Genomic DNA, 20,847 nt, shown 5'->3' with positions numbered 1-20,847 from the left:
CCCCCTCCGCGCGTCCCCCTCCCCCCGCCACCCCTTTCGCCCGCGATCTAGGGCGAATGGTGGTGATCGGAGATCAACAAGCACGTATATGCCCTAGATCGACGCGTGTGGGGGTGGTGGGGGCGCGGTGGGTGGGGGTGGGGGTGGGGGCTGGTTGGGGTTGGGATTGCGTCTGATGGATGACTGTGTTGTGTCCGGTCATGGGTGATCCTGTTTCCTGGGGAGCTGGCGGGTTGGTCGACGGGTTCCCCGATGGGGAGGTCGTCATGATCTTGACTGCCGGTCCGGGGGCCGTACGGGAATTCCTCGTCGTGCTCGCGGTCGCCCTCAGTGGACTGCTCCTCGCCCTGCTTGCCGCCTTCACGCCCTGGTACGACACCTTGACCGACCCCGGCCGTCCACACGTGGTCGAGTTGCAGGCTCCGCCGCCCCGCGCGGCCGGCAGCGTCGAGCCGGACCTCGTCGGCTCCGGCTGAGGGGTCGAGGGACACCGCAGCCCGTCCCCGCGCCGGGAGCTGGCGTAGGGCTGGCGTGCCGGGAGCTGGCGTAGGGCTGGCGTGCCGGGAGCTGGCGGGCGGCGGGCCGAAGGCTGGGGCAGGGCTGGTCGGCAACTTGGCCGTTGCTGGTGTTGACTAGAGGGGATGCCTGCTGCGATGCCACCCGAGCCGCCGTCCCGGCCCACACCGGGCACGGCATGGGCGGCCGGCCCGGTAACCCGGCTCGGCGGCCTGCCCGTTGGTGGCTCGCCCGTTGGCGGGCCGTCCCCGGTGGCGCTTCCGGCACCGGGGATGCGCGAGCGACGCGAGCGGCAGCGGCTCTGGTGGTTCGGTGGCGCCGCCGGAGCGGTGCTGGTCACCGGCCTGGTCGTGGTACTCACGATGACCCTCGGCTCGGACCCGCACCTGTTCGGTGACGACTTCTCCGCCCCGGCCGACACCCGGCCGCCGCTCGCCAGGATGTGCCCGCCGTCAACCGGCGTACCGACGGCGCCCACCCCGGCGCCCTCGAACACCCCGCCACCGCCGACCGGGTCACCGTCGGTCGGGCCCCGCACGGTGGACGAGGAGGCCGGCATTTCCTACACCGCGTACGGGGCGCCCTGGCTGCCGTGGGAAACGGTGTGGAACGCCGGCATGCTTGAGGTGCCGTACAAGACGGGGCAGCATTTTGTCACCGAGACGGCGTACGACGGGTTCAGTGACTACCATGCGTCGATCCTTTCCGCCGCCGTACCGGCTGCCGAGAACGACGCTCTCACCTTCGACCTGGAGTGCGTCGGGCGGCAGGTGGCGGCCGACGTACGGGCCGAGTACTACCCGCAGCCGAGCCGGATGGAGCTGCTCCGCGACGAACGGGCCATGTTGGGCGGTCGGCCCGCCTGGGTCACCGTGTTCCGGCTGCACTTCAACCGGCCGGGGCTGAAGGCGACCGACGAGTTGGCAGCGGTCGCCTGCATCGACGTCGGCCGTGCCACCGCCGCGATCTTCTACGTCTCCATCCCGGGCACCCACCGCCAGCTCGACTGGGTGGTCGACGACGCGCTCGCCTCGGTCCGCCCGATCTGACCTGCCGCCGTCGCGGACCTGCCGCCCTGCCGTCCCAGATCTGTCGTCGCCGTCCGGAGTGTCCGGCATTCGTCTTCGGATCCGGCCGAATATGTCACGCTCGCTAGCGGCCGAGGTAGATCATCTCCTACTTTCAACATAGGATTTTGCGGATCAACGGCGAGGGGCGGCGGCATGAGCCGGACGGTGCTGGTGGTGGGTGGTGGCTGTGGCGGCGTGCTGGTCAGCCGGGAACTACTGCGGCACACCGCCACGTCGGTGACGCTGGTCGACCCGTCCGCGTCCCCCGGCACGGGAGTGGCGTACGGACCCGCGGCCCGACCATGGCACCTGCTCAACTCCCCGGCGGGCACGATGAGCGCCGACCCGGACGCGCCCGGCGACTTCCTCGACTGGTGTCGGGTCCGCCGCCCCACCACCACCGCCGGTGACTTCATGCCCCGGAGCTGGTACGGCGACTACCTGCGGGACGTCCTCGAAGCGACCGAGCGGGCCGCGCCGGGACGGTTGCGAATCGTCCGCGACCGGGTGACCCGGATTGTCGACACCGCCGCCCCCGAGTTCGATGCCGCCGGGCCGGTCGCCGCAGGACTCGGATCCGTCGGACGAGGCGCTACCGATCTCGGACCCGGCGGACGAGGCGCTACCGAATTCGGATCCGTCGGACGAGACGCCGCCGAACTCGGATCTCGTGGGCGGGTCCGGGTTCGGCTCGGGTCCGGCGAGTGGCTGCCGGCGGACCGGGTCGTACTCGCGATCGGTCCGCCCGCCTCGACGGACCCGGCGGCCCGCTGGCCCGCCGCGGCCGAGCCGAACTCCGGGTACGTTCGCGACCCGTGGCTGCCCGGCGCGCTGGACGAGGTCCCGGTCGACCAGCCGGTGCTGCTGGTGGGGACCGGTCTCACCGCGGTCGACGTGGCGTTGAGCCTGGCCGCCGCCGGACAGCGCGGTCCGATGGTCGCCGTCTCCCGACACGGTCTACTGCCGAACGCCCAGCATCGGCCGGGCCGGCCGGTGGCGGTGCCCACCGCGCTGCCGCAGTCGGCGGAGTCGTTGCGCCGGCTGGTCCGGCAGGTACGCGCGCTGGTCGAGGCGGGTGCCGACTGGCGGGCCGTGGTCGACGGTCTGCGCCCTCGGCTGGACACCTACTGGTCGGGGTTTTCTCCGGCGGACCGGGACCGCTTCCTGCGGCACCTGGCCCGGCACTGGGAGGTGCACCGGCACCGGATGGCTCCGGAGATCGCCGACGAGATCGGGCGGCTGCGGGCGGCCGGCCGGCTGGCGGTACGGGCGGGCGTGGTCGAGGCCGTCGAACCGAGGCCGGGGGGCGGGCTGTACGTCCGGCTGGGGCACCGGTCCCCGGTGGCCGAGGACACCCGCCTCGACGGGTACGGCGCGGTGGTCAACTGCACCGGTCCCGGGCGGCTGCCCGCGTCGGCTGATGCCCTGGTGGGACAGCTGCTGACCGACGGGCTCGCCCGTACCGGACCGTACGGGCTCGGGTTGGACGTGGACGACACCGGTGCCGTCCGGGGCCGGGACGGTACGCCCACCGCACCGCTCTGGACCCTCGGGTCGGCGCGCCGGGGCCGGCTCTGGGAAACCACCGCCGTACCGGAGATCCGTGGCCAGGCCAGGGGTATCGCCGCCCGGTTCGCCGCGCTCGACAGCGAGACCGGCTCGTACGTCGCCACCGCCTGACCTCCGGCTCGAACCAGTCTGACCTCCGGCTCGAACCAGTCTGACCTCCGGCTCGAACCAGTCGGAATGGTCGGTCGGGGAGCGCCGGATGCTGGACAAGATCCCTATCTGACTAGTAGGACTTACCGGGATAGGGATCCGAGCATCGAGCGCGCCCCGGCGCGGGAGGCGAGCAGACCGTGACCTTCCACTGGTTCCTTCCCACCTCCGGCGACGGCCACCAGGTCGGCGCCGCGACCGTACGCGCGGGGGCGGCCCGGCACGACCGGGTCGCGACCATCGACTACCTGGGTCGGGTGGCCGCAGCGGCGGAGGAGTCCGGCTTCACCGCGGCGTTGACGCCGGTCGGCTCCGGCTGCCCCGACCCCTGGATCGTGTGCGCGGCGGTTGCCCGGCACACCACCCGGCTGCGACTGCTGGTCGCGGTGCGGGCCGGGTTTGCCCTGCCGACCCTGTTGGCCCAGCAGGCCGAGGCGTTCCAGGCGATCTCCGACGGCCGGCTCGCGATCAACATCGTCACCGGCGGCGACCCGGCCGAGCAGCGGGCGTACGGTGATTTTCTCGACCACGACGCGCGCTATGCCCGGACCGCCGAGTGCCTGGAGGTGCTGCGGCTGGCCTGGCGGGGCGAGCCGTTCGACTATTCAGGCGAGCACTACCGGATCGAGCGCGGCGGTCTGCTCACCCCGCTGGCCGAGCCGCCACCGATCTACTTCGGGGGTGCCTCCCCGGCGGCCGAGGCGGTGGCCGCCCGACACGCCGACGTGTACCTGATGTGGGGTGAGCCGCCGACCGCCATCGCCGAACGGGTTGCCCGGATCCGCGCGCTCGCCGCCGGGCACGGCCGGGTGCTGCGTACCGGTCTGCGGTTGCACGTCATCGCCCGGGAGACCGCCGAGCAGGCGTGGGCCGAGGCGGACAGGCTGCTGGCCGGGATGGCTCCGGACCGGATCGCCGCCGCGCACGCCCGGTTCGCCCGGATGGACTCGGTCGGTCAGGCCCGGATGGCGGCCCTCAACGGCGGGAACACCGGCGGACTCACCATCGCGCCGAACCTCTGGGCCGGTGTCGGCCTGGTCCGCGAGGGCGCCGGGACCGCGCTCGTCGGCAGCTACGCCGAGGTCGCGGCTCGGATCGACGAGTACGCCGAGCTCGGCGTCGACGAGTTCGTGTTCTCCGCCTGGCCGCACCTGGAGGAGGCGTACCGGGTCGGGCGGGAGGTGCTTCCGCTCACCCGCCTCGGCGCGGCGGCCGATCCGGGGTCCCCGGTCGGGCCAACGGCGCCGCACGCGGGCGTGGGGACGCGCTAGGGTCGGGGCGTGGCGGCGCGGAGATCAAAGATTCCAGCAACGAAGTATCCGGTGGAGCGGTTCACCCTCGACAACGGTCTGCGGGTGGTGCTGACGCAGGACCGCAGCGCCCCGGTGGTCGGTGTGGCGGTCGTCTACGACGTCGGCATCCGTTCCGAACCGGAGGGCCGGACCGGCTTCGCCCACCTCTTCGAGCACCTGATGTTCCAGGGCTCGGCGAACCTGGAGAAGCTGGCCCACTTCAGGTACGTGCAGGGTGCCGGCGGGACTTTCAACGGCTCCACCCACCTCGACTACACCGACTACTTCGAGACGCTGCCCAGCAACGCCCTCGAACGCGCCCTCTTCCTGGAGGCCGACCGGATGCGCGGTCCCCGGCTGACCGAGGAGAACCTGCGCAACCAGGTCGACGTGGTCAAGGAGGAGATCCGGGTCAACGTGCTCAACCGTCCGTACGGCGGTTTCCCCTGGCTGCGGCTGCCACCGATCATGTTCGACACGTTCGCGAACGCGCACGACGGCTACGGTTCGTTCGACGACCTGGAGAGCGCCACCGTCGAGGAGGCGGCCGACTTCTTCGACCGCTACTACGCCTGCGGCAACGCCGTGCTCGCGATCGGCGGGGACCTGGACGTGGCGCAGACCAGGGAACTGGTGGGCCGGCACTTCGACTCCGTACCGGCCCGGCCGGCGCCGGCCCGGCCGAGTTTCGCCGAGCCGGACCTGACGGCGGAGCGGCGGCAGTCGTACGCCGATCGGTTGGCGCCGCTGCCCGCGGTCGCGGCGGCCTGGCGGGTGCCGGACCCGGTCGCCGACCTGGCCGGCTACCTGCCGTACGTGGTGCTGGCCGAGGTGCTGACCGACGGCGACGCCTCCCGGCTGGTCGAGCGGCTGGCGCTGCGCGACCGTACGGTGACCAGCATCGGCGGCTACCTCGGCTTCATGGGTGAGCCGTTCGGCGTACGGGACCCCACGGCGCTGCTGGTGGAGGCGCACCTGCCGCCCGGCGGTGACGTGGAGAAGGTGCTGCGCACGATCGACGAGGAGACGTCCCGGGTCGCGGTCGACGGGCTGGTCGACGGCGAGTTGGCCCGGACCCAGGCTCGGATGGCCACCCACCTGCTGCGGGGCACCGACGCGGTGCTCGGCCGGGCGTTGCAGATGGCCGTACTCGAACAGCAGCGCGGCGCGCCCGACCTGATCAACGACCTGCCCCGGCTGATCGGCGAGGTCACCGAGGAACAGGTACGCGCGGCCGCCGCCACCCTGCGTCCCGAGCGCCGAGCGGCCGTCGAGGTCGTCCCCGGAGGAGCGAAGTGAACGGCACCGTCAGCTCCGCCAGCAGCGAAGCGAAGCTCACCCTGCCCGCGCTGGGCCCGAACCGCAAGCTCAAGGTGCCGACCCAGGCGGAGCGGACGCTGCCGAACGGGCTGACCGTGATCGCCGTACGGCGGCCGTCGGTCCCGCTGGTCGAGGTGCGCCTCTGGGTCCCGTTCGGCCGGGCGCCGCTGGCCCGAGCGGTGCTGCTCTCGCAGACCCTGCTCTCCGGCACCGGCACGATGTCCAACCTGGACATTGCCGCCGAGTTGCAGAAGGTGGGCGGCGGGCTGGCCGCCGGTGCTGACCCGGACCGGCTGATGATCTCCGGGAACGGGCTGGTCACCGGCCTGGACCGGATCCTGGAACTGCTCGCCGAGGTGCTCACCGACGCGGCCTACCCGTCCGGCGAGGTGACCAACGAGCGGGACCGGATGATCGATCACATCCAGGTCGCCAAGAGCCAGCCGTCGCACCTGGCCCGGGAGGCGCTGCTGCACCGGATGTACGGCAAGCACCCGTACGCGGTGCAGACCCCGGAGCCGGAGCAGGTGCGGGCGGTTCGGCCGGGCCAACTCCGTACGCTGCACGCCGACCGGGTGCACCCCAACGGCGCGGTCCTGGTGATCGTCGGTGACGTACGCCCGGAGCGGGCGCTGGATGCCGCCGAGGCCACCCTCGGCCGGTGGAAGGGTGCGGGGCGGGCACTCGAACTGCCGCCCGCGCCGGCGCTGACGTCGGGGCCGCTGGTGCTGGTCGACCGGCCGGACTCGGTGCAGTCGTCGCTGCGGATGGCGCTGCCGGCGGTGCCGCGTACCCATCCGGACCATGCCGCGTTGCACCTGGCGAACCTGATCTTCGGCGGGTATTTCTCCTCGCGCTGGGTGGAGAACATCCGGGAGGACAAGGGCTACACGTACGGGCCGCACTCGGTGATCGAGCACGGTGTCGCCGGCTCGGCGCTGGTCGTGGCGGCGGACGTGGCGACCGAGGTGACCGGTCCGGCGCTGCTGGAGACGCTCTACGAGTTGGGCCGGCTGGCCTCGTTGCCACCGAAGGAGGACGAGCTGGAGCAGGCCCGCCAGTACGCCCTGGGCACCCTCCAACTGGGCGTGTCGACGCAGGCCGGGCTGGCCGCGGTGGCGAGTGTCTACGCCGGGTACGGGCTGCGGCTGGACTTCCTGGCGGAGCACTCGGCGAGGTTGGCGCGGGCCACCCGGGACGAGGTTGCCGCCGCGGCGGCGAAGTACCTGGCTCCGTCGGGGGCCGTCACCGTCGTACTCGGTGACGCGGCGCGGATCGCCGGGCCGCTCGCCGCGCTGATCCCGGTCGAGCCGGCGGCCCTGCCGTCGTGACCTGGATGGAGATGGCCGACGGGCCGCCGCTGGCCCGCACCACGCTGGACCGGGCGGCGCACCGGCGGGCCGACCCGGAGTGGTTGGCTTCCGCGTGGCAGCAGGCCCGGGTGCTGGTGGTGGACATCGCCGGTGGTGGTCGGGCGCTGGTCGGCGCGGGTGCCGGCCGGCCGGCGCTGGTGCTGTTGGCCGCGCCGGACGTGCCGGCGGAGGCGACCGGTCGACTCTTCCTCGGGGTGGAGCCGGACGGGACCCCGGTCTTCGCGGTCGACGCGTCGCTGCCGGTGCTGCCGGAGACCCGCGCGGTGTCCCTGCGCGACGTGGGGCACCTGCTCGACGACTCCGACGCGGGGCTGTTCACCACGGCGGTCGCCCTGGGCAACTGGCACGCGCGGCACGCGTACTCGTCGACCACCGGGCTGGCGACGGCGGTGATCGAGGCGGGCTGGTCCCGGGTCGACGACGGCGGCACCCATGTCTGGCCGCGTACGGATCCGGCGATGATCGTGCTGGTGCACGACGGCAAGCCCGGTCCGGAGGGGCTGTGCCTGCTCGGCAACAACGCCGCCTGGCGTCCCCGGGACGGGGTCCGCCGGTTCTCCTGCCTGGCGGGTTATGTCGAGCCGGGGGAGTCGGCCGAGGCGGCGGTGCACCGTGAGGTGACCGAGGAGGTCGGCATCGGCCTGGACCACCTCGCGTACGCGGGCAGCCAGGCGTGGCCGTTTCCCGGCTCGCTGATGCTGGGTTTCCTGGCTCGGGCCGATCCGGCGCAGCCGGTGCGGGTGGACCCGACCGAGATCGCGCAGGCCCGCTGGTTCAGCCGACGGGAGATCACCGACGTGATCGCCGGTACGTCGGTCCCCGCGGACGCCGACCTCCGGGTGGGCCTGCCCCCGGCGTCGTCGATCGCGCTGTATCTGATCCACCGCTGGCTGAACGACGACTGAGGCTCGTTCCGCAGCGGTTTCATCTGGGGCGATCTTGGCCCGTGACCGTCGTTGCCGCGGCGATCACGGGCCAAGATCATGAGCCGTCGTGGCCGGCTGTGGCGTGGTGCGCGGCGGGGGAGCCGGGCCGGCGTACGACGGTCGTCCATCAGGTGGGGCGGGGTGGCCGGCCGATCGCCGGCCGCTCCAGCCACTCGGTGTGGGGCGTGCACTCGACGTCGCGCAGCGGCACCACCTTGACCCGCTGTCGCCCGGAGCGCACGGCCCCGACGGTGGAGAGGGCGCGGGCCAGGATCAGGGCGGCGTCGAGGTCGTCCGCGCGGGCGATCTGACGGCGGTGCTCGGGCGAGGTCTGTTCGTCGCGGAGCCGGCCACCGCCGGCCCAGATCGTGGCCAGGTCGTCGGCGGCCGCGGTACGTATGTCGGTGCGAACGATCAGAAACCGCATGGGCGTCTCCGGATGAACCGTGACGGATGGGGATCGTACGACTACTCTGTGGAGTCGATCCGTGGAACTTCCACGTAGTTCCACTCGTCATGTTACGCACGGGAGCGCCGCCGGCAAGTGATACGCGCTGATTGGTTTTGCGGGTCATCCATTCGGGTGATGCCTGCTCAGTGCGGGTGCCACTGTGGATCAGCGGCCGATCGGGACCGCCCGACGGACGCGCAGGGGCCGGAGTCGTCGCGGTGGAGGGTGACCGAGCGCTCCGAGAGGTTCCACGGGAGCCGATGGCCGTCGGTTCGCGGCCGGACCCGCCGAGGGCCGCCGGCGCGCGGGTACGCGAGCGGACAGCCCTCGGCGAGGGGACGCTCAGTTCAGGTCGAACTCGCCGTCCTTGGCCCCGGCGATGAAGTCCAACCACCGGGTACGGGCGAACACCAGCACCGGCCCGCCGCGGTCCTTGCTGTCGCGCAGTGCCACCGGTGCCCGCTCGTCGCCGAGCGGCGCGACCTCCACACAGTTGGACGTCTGACTGCGCGAACTGGTCCGCCAGGCGACGCCGGCCAGGTGCTCGCCGAGCCGGTCCGGCACCGGGATCGAACGGACTGTGTTCATGGTCGGCTCCTACCTGACAGGCGCATCGTGACGGGTGGCCGTCCCTCCAACGGTCTCCGGCCCCGACGGGTCACTGCTCGGTCAGGCGTTCGGTGCGCCGACGCTGGGTCGGTGGTGTGGTCGGGAGGCGGGTCGGCGTGGACCGGCCCGGCTCGCCGGACCCGCGCCCGGCCGCTTCGGCCAGCCAGGACAGGGTGTCCTCGGCGGTGAGCGCGGCCGACTGGAGCCACTCGAAGACCACCGTGTAACGGTCCAGTTCGTCGCGATCGGTGAGCACCTGGTTGGTCGAGTGCCCCTCGATCGCCAACGTCTCCGGGTCCTGCGGATCGGCGAACCGGTAGAGCGAGAAGCCGGTGTGCGGCAGGTACCAGTTGGCGATCCTGGCCTGGCCCGGCAGGATCTGCAACGTCACGTGCGGCAGCGCGGCGAGCTTGCAGAGCTGGTTGAGCTGCCCGCGTACGACCTCCGGTGGGCCGGCCCGCCGGCTCAGCGACGCCTCCTCGATCACCGCCGAGTAGCGGGGCGGGTGGGTCTCCTGGACGAGCCGCTGTTGCCGGGCCATCCGGGCCTCGACCTCGGTCTCCGGATCCTCCACATCCGACTTTTCGGCGTCGGTGGAGTGATTGCCGAGGGGACGGAACGAGATGATCCGGGTCCGGGCGTACTCCCTGGTCTGCAACAGACCGGGTACGACCACCGGGCTGTACTCGCGGATGTCGGCGCAACCGGCCTCGAATTCCGCGAAACTGCGCTGCCGTGGCGTCATCACCGGGTACGAGCGCAGCCAACCCCGTACGTCCCCGGCTTCCCGGGTGATGGCGGCGAGATCCTCGCGCAGGGGTCCGGTGACCCCGTACAGCTCCAGCAGGAGGTCGACGTCCTGCGGGTCGGGTCGGCTGCGTCCGTTCTCCAGCCGGGACAGCTTCGACGCCGACGCCCAGCCGATCTGCTCGATGACCTGGTCGCCGGTGAGCCGGGCGGACTCACGCAGGCGGCGCAGTTCGGCGCCGAGCCGACGGCGGCGCATCAGCGGGCTGGGTGTGGGCGACTTGGATTCGGCCGAATTGGACTGAGCTGGAGGCAACTGGTCCTCGCTCTCGATCGTTTCGAGCCCGGCGGGTGCCAGACCTCGTGTCGAGCCCGGCGACCCCGGGCGATGACCATTTCAGACTGCCCCCCACGGTCAGTATGCCGGCCGTCGCACTCTGACGTGGAATCGGGTCCCGGCGTGTCCAACAAAGGCTCTCTTTCCAAAGAAAGCTTTCGAAAGCTACGCTTCCGGCCATGCCGCAACCGGCCGTCCGGGACATCGGGAATCCCCGGGCGCTGCGTGCCATGGCCCACCCGCTGCGACTGCGCGTTCTCGACGCGGTCGCGTTCTCCGGCCCCGCCACCGCGACGGCGATCTCCGAACAGGTCGGCGAGAGCCCGGCGAACTGCTCCTGGCAGCTGGGTCAGCTGGCTAGCTACGGCTTCGTGGAAGAGGCCGGCGGCGGCACCGGGCGGCAGCGGCCGTGGCGGATCGTGCTCCAGCGCTACCGCTGGGGACCCGCCGCCCCGGCTGCGTTCCATACCGACAACGCCGACCCGGAGGCGTTCCGTACCGGTGAGGTCGACCCGGCATCGGCCCACGGTGTCCGCGGACCGGAACCGCGCGTCGGCGCGGCACTGCCGAGCCTCACCGGCCCCGATGCCCGATCACCCGGTTCGCGACCGGTCCGGTTCATCGCCTGGGGCGTGCCGGCGCGGCCACCCGAGCGGGACGCCGCCGACGACGGTTAGCGCCGCTTCCGCGCACGAAGGGACCCCTCGCCATGCGTGCCATCCTCCGCCGCCCCGACTTCCGGCTCCTCTTCGGAGGGCTCGTCGCCAGCATGGTCGCCGAGTCGATTCTGCTCCTGGCGCTCGCCATCTGGGTCAAGGATCTGACCGGGTCCGACGGGATGGCCGGGGCGACCATCTTCGCGATCGTCGCGCCGATGGCACTCGCGCCGCTGGTCGGTTGGATGGTGGACCGGTTCCGGCGGCGCGAGTTCTTCGTCGCCGTCAACCTGTGCACCGCGGCGCTGCTCACGCCCCTGTACGCGGTGCACGACCGGGGCGACGTGTGGATCATCTACGCGGTGAGCGCCCTCTACGGGCTCTCCTACGTCGCGCTCAGCGCGACCCTGATCGGACTGATCAAGGAGATCGTCCCGGGGGACCTGCTGGCCGAGGCGAACGGGGCGCTGCAAACGGTCAAACAGGGACTACGGCTGGTCGGCCCGCTGGCCGGGGCGGCCCTGTACGCGGGCGTCGGCGGCTGGGCCCTGGCCACGCTCGGCGGGCTGGGGTTCCTCACCGCGGCCGCCGCGGTCAGCCGGATGCGGGTACGCGAAAGCGCTCCGCCCCCGGCGCAGCCGGGCTGGCTGGCCGAGATCGGCGCGGGCGTACGGCACATGTTCGGCGAGCCGGCGCTGCGGCGGGGAGTGCTCGGCACCGCCCTGACCATGCTGGTGCTGGGCTTCAGCGAGTCGTTGATCTTCGCGTACGTCGACCGGGGGCTGGGCCATCCGCCGGCCTTCGTCGGCGTACTGCTGACCGTGCAGGGGATCGGTGGCCTGCTCGGCGGCCTGTCGTCGGCGACGATCGTCGGGCGGTTGGGCGAGGTCGGTACGCTGGCCACCGGGGTGGCGATCTTCGCGCCGGCGGTGCTCGCGCTGGTCCAGCCGAATCTGCCGCTCGGCTTCGTGGCGATGGTGATGGCCGGCTTCGCCCTGCCGCTCGTGATCGTCTCGCTCAACACGCTCACCCAGCGGCGTACCCCGGTGTTGTTGGTGGGTCGGGTCGCGGCGGCGTCCGAGGCGCTGATCAGCGGCCCGCAGTCGCTCTCCATCGGCCTCGGCGCGGTGCTCGTCGGCGTGGTCGACTACCGACTGCTCTTCGCCCTGATGGCGGCGGCGATGCTCGCCGTGGCCCACTTCCTCTGGTCCGGCCGCCACCTCTCCCCACCCCAAACCATCCCCACCATCCCCCCTGTCCCCCTGGACGCCCTACCCGCCCAATCTCGTTGATCATGAAGTTAGCGCACCGCCGCTCGGCGTGTCGTGTCGCTAACTTCATGATCAACGACGACGGGGAGGGGTGCGGGTCAGGCGGGGGTGGGGGTGGTTAGGTGTTGCTTGACCTGGGTTATTGAGGGGTTGGTCAGGGCGGTGCCGTTGGGGAAGAGAACCGTGGGGACGGTGGCGTTGCCGTTGTTGACGCTCATCACGTACTCGGCTGCCTTCGGGTCCTGCTCGATGTCGATCACCTGGTAGGCGATCCCCTCCCGATCGAACTGCGACTTGAGCCGGTGGCAGTAGCCACACCAGGACGTCGAGTACATGGTCAGCATGATCAGGTCCTCCAGTAGTCGTCGATCGACGGGCTAATCGCTGTAACGCCGAAGCCGACTGCGATGATTCCTAGCTGTGGCGGTTGACTCAAGCGCGGAACGGGTGCTGGCCGGGCTGGATCCCGAGCAGCGCGCCGCGGTCACGGCACCCGCCGGCCCGGTCTGCATCCTGGCCGGCGCCGGCACCGGCAAGACCAGGGCGATCACCCACCGGATCGCCCACCGAGCACTCTCCGGCGAGATCGCCGCCCGACACGTGCTCGCGGTCACCTTCACCGCCCGTGCCGCCGCCGAGATGCGGGCCCGGCTGACCGCGCTCGGGGTCGGCGGCGTACAGGCCCGCACCTTCCACGCGGCGGCGCTGCGGCAGGTCCGCTACTTCGCGCCCCGGCTGCTGGAGGGCCGGCCGATGCCGGAACTGCTGGACAGCAAGGTGCGGCTGGTCACCCTGGCCGCCGCCCGGTCCGGGCTGCGTACCGACCGGCTCGCGGCCCGCGACCTCGCCGGTGAGATCGAGTGGGCCAAGTCATCCCTGGTGGAACCGGCCGAGTACGTGGTGGCGGCGGCCAAGGCACTGCGCGAGACACCGCACGAGCCGACCCGGGTGGCCGAGGTGTACGCCGCGTACGAGCAGGTCAAGCGCGCCAACGGAGTGATCGACTTCGAGGACATGCTGCGGGCGGCGGTCTGGGGGATCGAGGAGCACCCGGACGTCGGCGAGCAGGTACGCGCCCAGTACCGGCACTTCGTGGTGGACGAGTACCAGGACGTCAACCCGTTGCAGCAGCGACTGCTCGACGCCTGGCTCGGCGGTCGGGACGACCTGACGGTGGTCGGCGACGCCAGCCAGACGATCTACTCGTTCACCGGCGCCACCTCGGCGTACCTGGTCGACTTCCCGCGTCGGCGCCGGGACGCGGTGGTGGTCCGGCTGGTCCGGGACTACCGCTCGACCCCGCAGGTGGTCGGGCTGGCCAACGCGGTGATCCGGCAGGCACGCGGCACCGAGGCGCGGCTGCGGCTGGAACTGGTCGGGCAACGCCCGCCCGGCCCCGAGCCCGACCTGCGCATCTTCCCCGACGAGCCGGCCGAGGCCGCCGCGGTGGCGGCCCGCTGCCGGCACCTGGTCGCCTCGGGTACGCCGGCCCGCGAGATCGCCGTGCTGTTCCGTACCAACGCGCAGTCCGAGGCGTACGAGAAGGCGCTGACCGAGGCGGAGGTGCCGTACGTCGTCCAGGGCGCCGAACGGTTCTTCGAGCGGACCGAGGTACGCCAGGCGATGATCGCGTTGCGCTCGGCGGTCCGTTCGACGGCCACCGACACCCCGCTGGTCGAGGCGGTCGTCGACGCGCTGGCCGCGGTCGGCTGGGCCCGCGAGCAACCACCGCCGGGCGGCGCGGCCCGGGAACGCTGGGAGGCGCTGGCCGCGCTGGTCCAGCTTGCCGAGGAGTACGCGAGCACCCCGAATCTCCTGCCGATCGGCGAGGCAGCAGTGGTGGAGCGGGCGGTGTCGCTCGCCGACTTCTGCGCCGAGTTGCAGCACCGGGCCACCCAGCAGCACGTACCGACGGTGGACGGGGTGACGCTGGCCTCGCTGCACTCGGCGAAGGGGCTGGAGTGGGACGCGGTGTTCCTGGTCGGGCTCTCCGACGGCACCCTGCCGACCACGTACGCGAAAACGGCCGAGCAGGTGGAGGAGGAGCGGCGGCTGCTCTACGTCGGGGTGACCCGGGCGAGGGAGTGGCTCTGGCTGTCGTACGCCTCGGCCCGCTCGCCCGGTGGTCGGCCCCGGCGGCCGTCGCGGTTCCTGCCGCAGCTCGACCGCTCCGGCGGTGAGCGGGCGGCGGCTCCGTCCGGTGCGACCGCCGGTCGGAAACCTGACCCGCGACGAAACCGGGTCATCTCGTGCCGGATCTGCGGCGCGACCCTGCTGGCCGGTGTGGACCGCAAGTTGGGCCGCTGTTCCGACTGTCCCTCGGACCTCGACGACGAGCTGTACGCGCGCCTGCTCGACTGGCGTGCACGGGTCGCCCACGCACAGAAAGTCCCTGCGTACGTGGTGTTCACCGACGCCACGCTGACCGCGCTGGCGGAGCGTCGGCCCGGTGCCACCGACGGGCTGTTGGCGATCGCCGGGATCGGCCCCCGCAAACTCGGCCTGTACGGCGACGCGGTGCTCGCCCTCGTGGGGGGCGCGACGGTGGACGAGTTGGGCCCGGAAAAAACTTCGACAATCGAGCCGTAAAACCGTTTGCCCTCGCCCCCGGATGAGGAATAGCCTCAAGGCACACCTCGCGAGCAGGGGCTAAACGCCTGCTCAAGCGGGGTAGCGATGATTTTGGCAAGAACGAAGATGTTGGCGACGAGTGTGAGACAGGAGGCGAGCCCCATGGAGATCTACCGCTACGAGCGACCGTCGGCGCCGCTGACTGTCCTCGCACCGGTGTCGACGGCCAGGACTCTGCTGACTGTCTGCACGCCGTTGGTTCCTCAGACGCACCAGGCCCCGGTTCAGGCCGAGCTGGTCCGGGTTGCCGCGTCCGCGGGAATCAATGGCACGAGTGGTTTCACGGGCGAAGGCATCCAGCTGGCCAAGAAGCGGATGGATGTTCGCGGTGTTCCACCTCGAGGAAGGCCGGTCTGATCTACAGACCACCGGCTCACCTTGAGGCCGCGGAACCCGCTACCGGGATCCGCGGCCTCAGTTTTTGTTTCGCCACGAGTAACTGGAAACAGCGATCCACGAGATCGAAGCGCGAGAGAGAGGTGACCGGGCGATGAGTCTGGCATTGGCCCCCCTTGACTTGAGTGTCGAGCTGGAGGCAAATCTGCCCTGCCGGAAGTTCGACCCCGACCTGTGGTTCGCCGACTCGCCCACCGAGCTGGAGCTGGCCAAGTCGCTCTGCGGGGACTGCCCGCTGCGCGTCGAGTGCCTCGCCGGTGCGGTGGACCGGGCGGAGCCGTGGGGCGTCTGGGGCGGCGAGATCTTCGAGCGTGGCGCGGTTGTTCCGCGCAAGCGGCCCCGTGGCCGTCCGCGCAAGGAGGACGTCGCGCGAGACGTGATGTTGCGGGTCGAGGCCGAGGCGCGGTTGGCAGCCAATGGGCTGTCCGAGTCGCGTGGCGCTGTCCGGCTGGCGGCCTGACATGAACCCGATCCAGTCGTACGCCGGCACCCTGCCGGTACCGAACGTCTTCCCGAACACCGCGATCCAGAATCCAAACGGAGTCGAAGAGATGCATCTCATCCAAGAAGCGTTGTCACGTGCTCGAATGCGACTGCCTCAGGCCGGTCGTCACACCACGCGCACTGAGGCAACCCGATCCGCCCGTGTCATCGCAGCAGAGGCCCACCGTCGGGCCGCCCGCGAACAGGGCCTCTACTAACCATCCGGCGAGCCGCCCGCTGACCCGCGGGCGGCCCCGCTGACCCTTCCGCCGGTCGACACCGACCGGCCCGAATGGCCGAGGGCGGATCCGCGAGTGCTTTCCGGCACCCGGATCCGCCCTCGGCCCGTTCTCGTGTCTAGTCGTTCTCCGCCGTGGTGCCCGGCGGGGCGAAGCCGGGCAGCCAGCGTTGCACGATGGCCCGGTACGGGGCCTTCGCCTCCAACTGGCTCAGGATCCCGATCGAGCCGAGTGTGACCCGGTGGATCAGCAGGTACGACGGCGGCAGGTTGAGCTGCCGGCTCAGCTGGTACGCCGGTGATCTCGGATTGGTCAGCCGCCCGGCCTCGGTCCGCAGCCAGGCGCGGGTGAACCGGAACTCGTCGACCGAGAGTGGTTCGAGCACCGGCATGATGAAGTCGAGTACGGCCTCGGCGTCGATCACCTCGGTCGGCTTGATGAAACCCTCGCCACGCAGGCCCTCGACCACGGCTTCGGCGTCGCCGGCGAGGGCCAGCCGGACCAGTCGGCCGACCGGCTCGGGGTGACCGCCGGGCAGCCGGGCCACCGCGCCGAAGTCGATCACTCCGAGCCGCCCGTCCGGCAGCAGCCGGAAGTTGCCCGGGTGCGGATCGGCGTGCAGCAGTCCGGCCCGGCCGGGAGCGGAGAAGTGCAGGGTGGCCAGGTGTCGACCGGCCTGGTTGCGCTGTTCCTCGGTGCCGGAGGCGATGATCTGGGACAGCGGGATGCCCTCGACCCAGTCGGTGACCAGCACCCGGGGGCTCGCCGCGACCACCTCCGGTACGAAGATCTCCGAATCACCGGCGTACGCGGCGGCGAACGCGCGTTGCGACTCCGCCTCCAGCTCGTAGTCGAGTTCCTCGCTGATCCGGTCGCGCAGCTCGGCGAGCAACGGCTTGATGTCCAGGCCGGGCTGGATGGCCCGGAACATGGTGCCGAGCCGGGAGAGCTGTTTGAGGTCGGAGAGCAGGGCGTCACCGGCACCGGGGTACTGCACCTTGACCGCGACCGGGCGGCCGGTGGCGGCGGTCTTCGCGGCCGCCTTGCCGCCCCGCCTGCGGGTGCCGGCGGGCACGACCGGGGGACCGTTCCAGATGGCCCGGTGCACCTGTCCGATACTCGCCGCCGCAGCCGGTTTGTCATTGAATTCGAGGAAGTACGACCGCCAGTCCGGTCCGAGCTGTTCGGCCAGGACCTTGTGCACGCTCGCCACCGGCAGCGGCGGCGCCGACTCCTGGAGCTTGGTCAGCGCCTGCCGGTACGGCGCCGCGATCTCCTCCGGCAGTGCCGCCTCGAACACCGACAGCGCCTGACCGAACTTCATCGCGCCGCCCTTGAGCTGCCCGAGCACGCTGAAGAGCTGTTCGGCCGTACGCTGCTGGATTTCGGCCGAGATCACCTCCGAGGCGAGGCCGGTGACCCGCTTCCCGACGCCGAGCACGGTCCGACCGGCGAAGCCGAGCGGCAGGGCGGCTAGCTTGGCGGTCCGGGAGACGGCCCGGCGTGGGATGTCGGTCACCAGATCATTGTTACCGACTTTCGGTGGTCACGGCCGCCGTCGGCGGGTGGCTCGGGCCACGCTGGCCCCGGTTGACCGTTATTCGGTCCGCCGGGGCCGGGACCGGCGTCGGTCGGAGGGCCGCCGGGCACGCCGTCACCCGGTCGGCGACCGGGACCCGCGTCGGCGGGTGGCGCAGCCGCAGTCGGGGTGCGGGGGCCAGGTCCGGCGCCGGAACCGCCCCGGTGTCCGGATCTCCACCGCCGCGCCGATCGTCTCCGGGGTGCCGCCGTCGAGAAAGGTGAGCACCTCGCCGGCGGCGTAGCCGACCGCGGCGATCAGGGTGGGGGTGCTGCACGCCTGCGGCGGGGGAACGCCGGCGAGTTGCGCGGCGAGTTCGGGCCATCGCGGGTCGCGGTCGCGCCGGTGCAGGTCACGGCAGTACAGGCACGGGGCGCCGGTCGCCCGGACCAGCGGCCCGACCACGGGTACGCCGTCGTGCAGGCTGAGCAGCAGGTGCGCCTGCCGGCGCTGGGCGTACCCGGCGGCGAGCAGGCTGGCCGGCCGGTCGGCACCGACCTGCACCACGAGGCTGACCCGGCCGCGGGGGACCGGTCGGGTCTCGGTGCCCGGGGCGGCGCGGGTGATGGCGTCGGCGACCGCTTCGGCCCGTGGTCGGCCGACGTCGGCGGCGGCCAGTCCGGCGCCGGTCACGTCGTCGGGCTCGACCGGCCCGTCCAGGTCGGGGTGCAGGTGGCCGACGCCGGCCTGGGCGAGGGCGACCGCGACCGGACCGCCGAGCCGGCCCTGGCCGGTCACCACCACCCGGGCGGCGCGACGCCGGCGCAGCAGCTGGGCCGGGGTGGCGGCGGCGTCCGGGCCACGCAGGGCGATGGCCGTGGCCTCGCCGGTGAGCCGTCGGCGGGCCGGTTCGGGCAGGTCGGTGGGGAGCAGGGTGTGTGCCCCGACGACCAGGCCCGCGGCGCGCAGGGTGTCGATCAGCGTACGGGCGTCGTCGCGGGTGATCCGCAGCCGTACGGCCTGGTCCAGGATCGCCCGTTCGCTGCGGGTGCCGTCGAGCAGGTCGAGCAGTTGGGCGGCGCCGGGATCGGCGACTTCGAGCAGGACGGCGCGGCTGGGATCGAGGCCGAGTTGCAGGGTGTGCCGGTCGCGCCAGAGCCGGGCCAGGCCGGGAAGGAGGGTGGGGCGGGGAAGGGTGGTCCGTGTCATGGGTGACACGCTGTCATCGTTGCCCAACGGTCGGTCGATCGTTATCCACAGGCGTAGTCGGCCCTGCCGTGCACTATCCACAGGACTTGGTGGGTTATCCACAACCAGCGGGTAACTTCTGTCGCGCTCGGGACATGACAACGGGTGTCCGCACCTCGACAGTGCCGGCATCGGGCGGACACGGGAAGGGGCGGCCGTCCGGCCGCCCCAACCCCCGCGAGCGGGTTCGTCCGCGGTCGCTCAGACCTTGGCCTTGCCCAGGATTCGGTTGACCGTGGTGCCGCAGACGGGACACTTGCCCTTGGCCATGTTCATGCCTGTCTTGGACACCTCGACGTTGCCCTCGAAGTCGCGCTTTTCCTTGCACTTCACGCAGTACCCGTTGTAGGTCTGGGCCTTTTCGGCCACGGTGCCCCTCCTCGTCTTCTCCGTCGGTTCGCTCACCCGACGTGTGCCCGGCGGCGGGCCTCCAGGCCCTGGCGCTGGGGTTTCTCCGCGATCACCACTGTGTGACCGCCGGTCCGCGGACCCTACCCAGGTGCGGGCGGTTCCATGTCAGCAATGCGCCGGCACTGTGAGTAAGCCGACGACGAGAGTGTGCATGCCGGAATAGGTCGGATAAGTCAGTTTCGCAGGGACACGCCGGATGAAGGCGTCCAGAACGTCATTCCGGGGGTGCCCGTGAGGAGCACTCAGGTTGATCGTTTACCGTGGGGTCGCCTGCCGGTCGCCGTCGCGTACGCACCGGTCGATGGGGTGGCGGGGGCCCCGTCGGGGGTCCGGTCAAATAATTTTTTCGGACGGCAGGCTGCTAACCGGGATTTTCCTGGCGCGTGTTGGTGGGTTGACCCTTGCGGTCCCCTGGTCACTACGCATTAGTTTTCCTTCGTGAATGAAACCCGGGCTGTCGCGAACCGGTAATGGCTGTGGCGCGCAAGCCGGTCGTCGAGGTACGGCGCAGTGAGCGCCGGCGCCGGACGGTGTCCGCCTATCGGGACGGCGAACGCGTCGTGGTGCTCATCCCCGACCAGTTCTCCCGCGCCGAGGAGAGCGAGTGGGTCGACAAGATGCTCGCCCGGCTGGCGGCCAGGGAGGAGCGCACCGGCCGCTCCGACAGCGACCTGCTGCTCCGGGCCCAGCGGCTGATCGACCGCTACCTGGCCGAACACGGGCGGATGGCGGTCCCGGCGAGCGTCCGGTGGGTCACCAACCAGAACGGGCGCTGGGGTTCGTGCACCCCCGCCGACCGGACCATCCGGATCTCGCACCGGATCCAGGAGATGCCCGACTGGGTGATCGACTACGTGCTGCTGCACGAGTTGGCCCACCTCGTCGTACCGAGTCACAACGCCCGGTTCTGGGCGCTCGTCGGGCGCTATCCCAAGGCCGAGCGGGCCCGGGGGTATCTGGAGGGGGTCGCGGCCGCCGCCGGGGTCAACCTCACCGACTGAGCGCTCCGGCTCCCGGCTAGGGTCACCGGATGGCCCGACGTCTGCTCGTAACGCTGCTGGGGCCGGTGCGCTGGTCGCCCCCCGGCACCGACCCGAACCGCTGGCAGGCCGCGCTGGCCGAGGACGTGGTCGACCTGATCGCCACGCTCAGTGAGGTGGAGCCGGCGATCGCCGCCGCCGCCGAACAGCGGGCCCTGGCCGACGCGGTGGTCTGGCCGGGCATGCCGATCCACGACCTACCGACCCGTACGGTGGGTGCGGCCCTCGCCGCGGCGACCGCCGCCGGGTACGACCAGGCGGCGGTGATCGTCGCCGACGCCCCCGACCTGCCCGGCCTGATCCTCGGCAAGCTGCTCCGACCGCTGAGCAGCCGGAGCGTCGCGATCGCCCCGGCGGTGCCGGGACCGGGGCTGTTCGGGGTGGCGGCGCGGCTGCCCGCGCCGGGCTGGCTGTCGGAGATCGACCTGGACACGGCGGACGCCGCCGCGCTCCGGGCCGCCGCGCCGGACCCGGCCGACGTGGCGGTCACGCCGGGCTGGCGTCGCCTGCGCAGCCCGGCTGAACTCGCCACCCTGGATCCGGCCGTCGAGGGCTGGGACACCACCAGGGCGCTGCTCTCCGCCCCCTGACGA

Annotated in this window: 21 protein-coding genes; 14 read left to right on the top strand and 7 right to left on the bottom strand. The window is 71.8% G+C overall.

Annotation, left to right across the window (positions count from 1 at the left end; translation table 11 throughout):
- Nucleotides 1-266: 266 nt before the first annotated feature.
- The 7 genes from OG792_RS29150 to nudC all read left to right on the top strand — a co-directional run bounded on the left by OG792_RS29150 (nucleotide 267) and on the right by nudC (nucleotide 8,195).
- The gene (locus OG792_RS29150; protein WP_329104253.1) at nucleotides 267-476 is read left to right on the top strand and encodes a hypothetical protein; all 210 of its coding nucleotides are present in this window, start codon (nucleotides 267-269) and stop codon (nucleotides 474-476) included.
- A gap of 165 nt (nucleotides 477-641) precedes the next feature.
- The gene (locus tag OG792_RS29145; protein ID WP_329104251.1) at nucleotides 642-1,565 is read left to right on the top strand and encodes a hypothetical protein; all 924 of its coding nucleotides are present in this window, start codon (nucleotides 642-644) and stop codon (nucleotides 1,563-1,565) included.
- A 174-nt stretch (nucleotides 1,566-1,739) separates the two neighbouring features.
- Entirely contained in the window at nucleotides 1,740-3,266 is a 1,527-nt protein-coding gene (locus OG792_RS29140) for an FAD/NAD(P)-binding protein (protein ID WP_329104249.1), read from the top strand.
- A gap of 179 nt (nucleotides 3,267-3,445) precedes the next feature.
- Nucleotides 3,446-4,576 (top strand): LLM class flavin-dependent oxidoreductase, encoded by a 1,131-nt coding sequence (locus OG792_RS29135; RefSeq protein ID WP_329104247.1) that lies wholly within the window; start codon nucleotides 3,446-3,448, stop codon nucleotides 4,574-4,576.
- A gap of 9 nt (nucleotides 4,577-4,585) precedes the next feature.
- Entirely contained in the window at nucleotides 4,586-5,896 is a 1,311-nt protein-coding gene (locus tag OG792_RS29130; RefSeq protein ID WP_329104246.1) for a M16 family metallopeptidase, read from the top strand.
- A complete protein-coding gene (locus OG792_RS29125; RefSeq protein WP_329104244.1) occupies nucleotides 5,893-7,248 on the top strand; it encodes a M16 family metallopeptidase in 1,356 nt (451 codons plus the stop codon). Before OG792_RS29130 ends, OG792_RS29125 begins: the two co-directional genes overlap by 4 nt.
- An 11-nt stretch (nucleotides 7,249-7,259) precedes the next feature.
- Nucleotides 7,260-8,195: an NAD(+) diphosphatase gene (gene nudC, locus OG792_RS29120; RefSeq protein ID WP_329111499.1), complete on the top strand. Its 936-nt coding sequence runs from the start codon at nucleotides 7,260-7,262 to the stop codon at nucleotides 8,193-8,195.
- Between the two features lie 148 nt (nucleotides 8,196-8,343).
- Here the strand turns inward: nudC and OG792_RS29115 are convergent, their stop codons facing one another.
- From OG792_RS29115 to OG792_RS29105, 3 genes are all read right to left on the bottom strand, one after another.
- Entirely contained in the window at nucleotides 8,344-8,643 is a 300-nt protein-coding gene (locus tag OG792_RS29115; protein WP_329104242.1) for a hypothetical protein, read from the bottom strand.
- Nucleotides 8,644-9,009: 366 nt separating this feature from the next.
- On the bottom strand, nucleotides 9,010-9,255 hold the full coding sequence (locus tag OG792_RS29110) for a DUF397 domain-containing protein (RefSeq protein WP_329104240.1): 246 nt from the start codon (nucleotides 9,253-9,255) through the stop codon (nucleotides 9,010-9,012).
- A 70-nt stretch (nucleotides 9,256-9,325) separates the two neighbouring features.
- Complete coding sequence (locus tag OG792_RS29105) at nucleotides 9,326-10,282, bottom strand: helix-turn-helix domain-containing protein (RefSeq protein WP_329104238.1); 957 nt, start codon at nucleotides 10,280-10,282, stop codon at nucleotides 9,326-9,328.
- A 257-nt stretch (nucleotides 10,283-10,539) separates the two neighbouring features.
- Here OG792_RS29105 and OG792_RS29100 point away from each other — a divergent pair, with 257 nt between their 5' ends.
- Entirely contained in the window at nucleotides 10,540-11,037 is a 498-nt protein-coding gene (locus tag OG792_RS29100; RefSeq protein WP_329104236.1) for a winged helix-turn-helix domain-containing protein, read from the top strand.
- Nucleotides 11,038-11,069: 32 nt separating this feature from the next.
- Nucleotides 11,070-12,308, top strand: a complete 1,239-nt coding sequence (locus OG792_RS29095; protein WP_329104234.1) for an MFS transporter — start codon at nucleotides 11,070-11,072, stop codon at nucleotides 12,306-12,308.
- Between the two features lie 77 nt (nucleotides 12,309-12,385).
- Here OG792_RS29095 and OG792_RS29090 read toward each other — a convergent pair whose 3' ends face one another.
- Nucleotides 12,386-12,631 carry a mycoredoxin gene (locus tag OG792_RS29090; RefSeq protein ID WP_329104232.1) on the bottom strand — a complete coding sequence of 82 codons (246 nt, stop codon included), beginning with the start codon at nucleotides 12,629-12,631 and terminating at the stop codon, nucleotides 12,386-12,388.
- Between the two features lie 76 nt (nucleotides 12,632-12,707).
- On the opposite strand from OG792_RS29090, the gene OG792_RS29085 reads away from it, so the two are divergent.
- The 3 genes from OG792_RS29085 to OG792_RS29075 all read left to right on the top strand — a co-directional run bounded on the left by OG792_RS29085 (nucleotide 12,708) and on the right by OG792_RS29075 (nucleotide 15,774).
- Complete coding sequence (locus OG792_RS29085; RefSeq protein ID WP_329104230.1) at nucleotides 12,708-14,876, top strand: ATP-dependent DNA helicase UvrD2; 2,169 nt, start codon at nucleotides 12,708-12,710, stop codon at nucleotides 14,874-14,876.
- 144 nt (nucleotides 14,877-15,020) lie between these two features.
- On the top strand, nucleotides 15,021-15,275 hold the full coding sequence (locus tag OG792_RS29080; RefSeq protein WP_329104228.1) for a hypothetical protein: 255 nt from the start codon (nucleotides 15,021-15,023) through the stop codon (nucleotides 15,273-15,275).
- A 133-nt stretch (nucleotides 15,276-15,408) separates the two neighbouring features.
- Nucleotides 15,409-15,774 carry a WhiB family transcriptional regulator gene (locus OG792_RS29075; RefSeq protein WP_329104226.1) on the top strand — a complete coding sequence of 122 codons (366 nt, stop codon included), beginning with the start codon at nucleotides 15,409-15,411 and terminating at the stop codon, nucleotides 15,772-15,774.
- A gap of 380 nt (nucleotides 15,775-16,154) precedes the next feature.
- Here the strand turns inward: OG792_RS29075 and OG792_RS29070 are convergent, their stop codons facing one another.
- The 3 genes from OG792_RS29070 to OG792_RS29060 form a co-directional block, all read right to left on the bottom strand.
- Nucleotides 16,155-17,555: an ABC1 kinase family protein gene (locus tag OG792_RS29070; RefSeq protein WP_329104224.1), complete on the bottom strand. Its 1,401-nt coding sequence runs from the start codon at nucleotides 17,553-17,555 to the stop codon at nucleotides 16,155-16,157.
- A 135-nt stretch (nucleotides 17,556-17,690) separates the two neighbouring features.
- Nucleotides 17,691-18,764 (bottom strand): ThiF family adenylyltransferase, encoded by a 1,074-nt coding sequence (locus OG792_RS29065; RefSeq protein ID WP_329104222.1) that lies wholly within the window; start codon nucleotides 18,762-18,764, stop codon nucleotides 17,691-17,693.
- Between the two features lie 240 nt (nucleotides 18,765-19,004).
- A complete protein-coding gene (locus tag OG792_RS29060; RefSeq protein WP_165436864.1) occupies nucleotides 19,005-19,172 on the bottom strand; it encodes a DUF5679 domain-containing protein in 168 nt (55 codons plus the stop codon).
- A gap of 512 nt (nucleotides 19,173-19,684) precedes the next feature.
- Between OG792_RS29060 and OG792_RS29055 the strand changes: the two genes are divergently transcribed.
- Both OG792_RS29055 and OG792_RS29050 read left to right on the top strand, forming a co-directional pair.
- The gene (locus OG792_RS29055) at nucleotides 19,685-20,215 is read left to right on the top strand and encodes a M48 metallopeptidase family protein (protein WP_329104217.1); all 531 of its coding nucleotides are present in this window, start codon (nucleotides 19,685-19,687) and stop codon (nucleotides 20,213-20,215) included.
- Nucleotides 20,216-20,244: 29 nt separating this feature from the next.
- On the top strand, nucleotides 20,245-20,844 hold the full coding sequence (locus OG792_RS29050) for a hypothetical protein (RefSeq protein ID WP_329104215.1): 600 nt from the start codon (nucleotides 20,245-20,247) through the stop codon (nucleotides 20,842-20,844).
- Nucleotides 20,845-20,847: the final 3 nt, after the last annotated feature.

The sequence above is a fragment of the Micromonospora sp. NBC_01699 genome (genome assembly GCF_036250065.1).
Classification (GTDB): Bacteria; Actinomycetota; Actinomycetes; order Mycobacteriales; family Micromonosporaceae; genus Micromonospora_G.
Note: the sequence above shows the minus strand (reverse complement) of the source record. Positions and strands in the feature narration are given on the sequence as shown.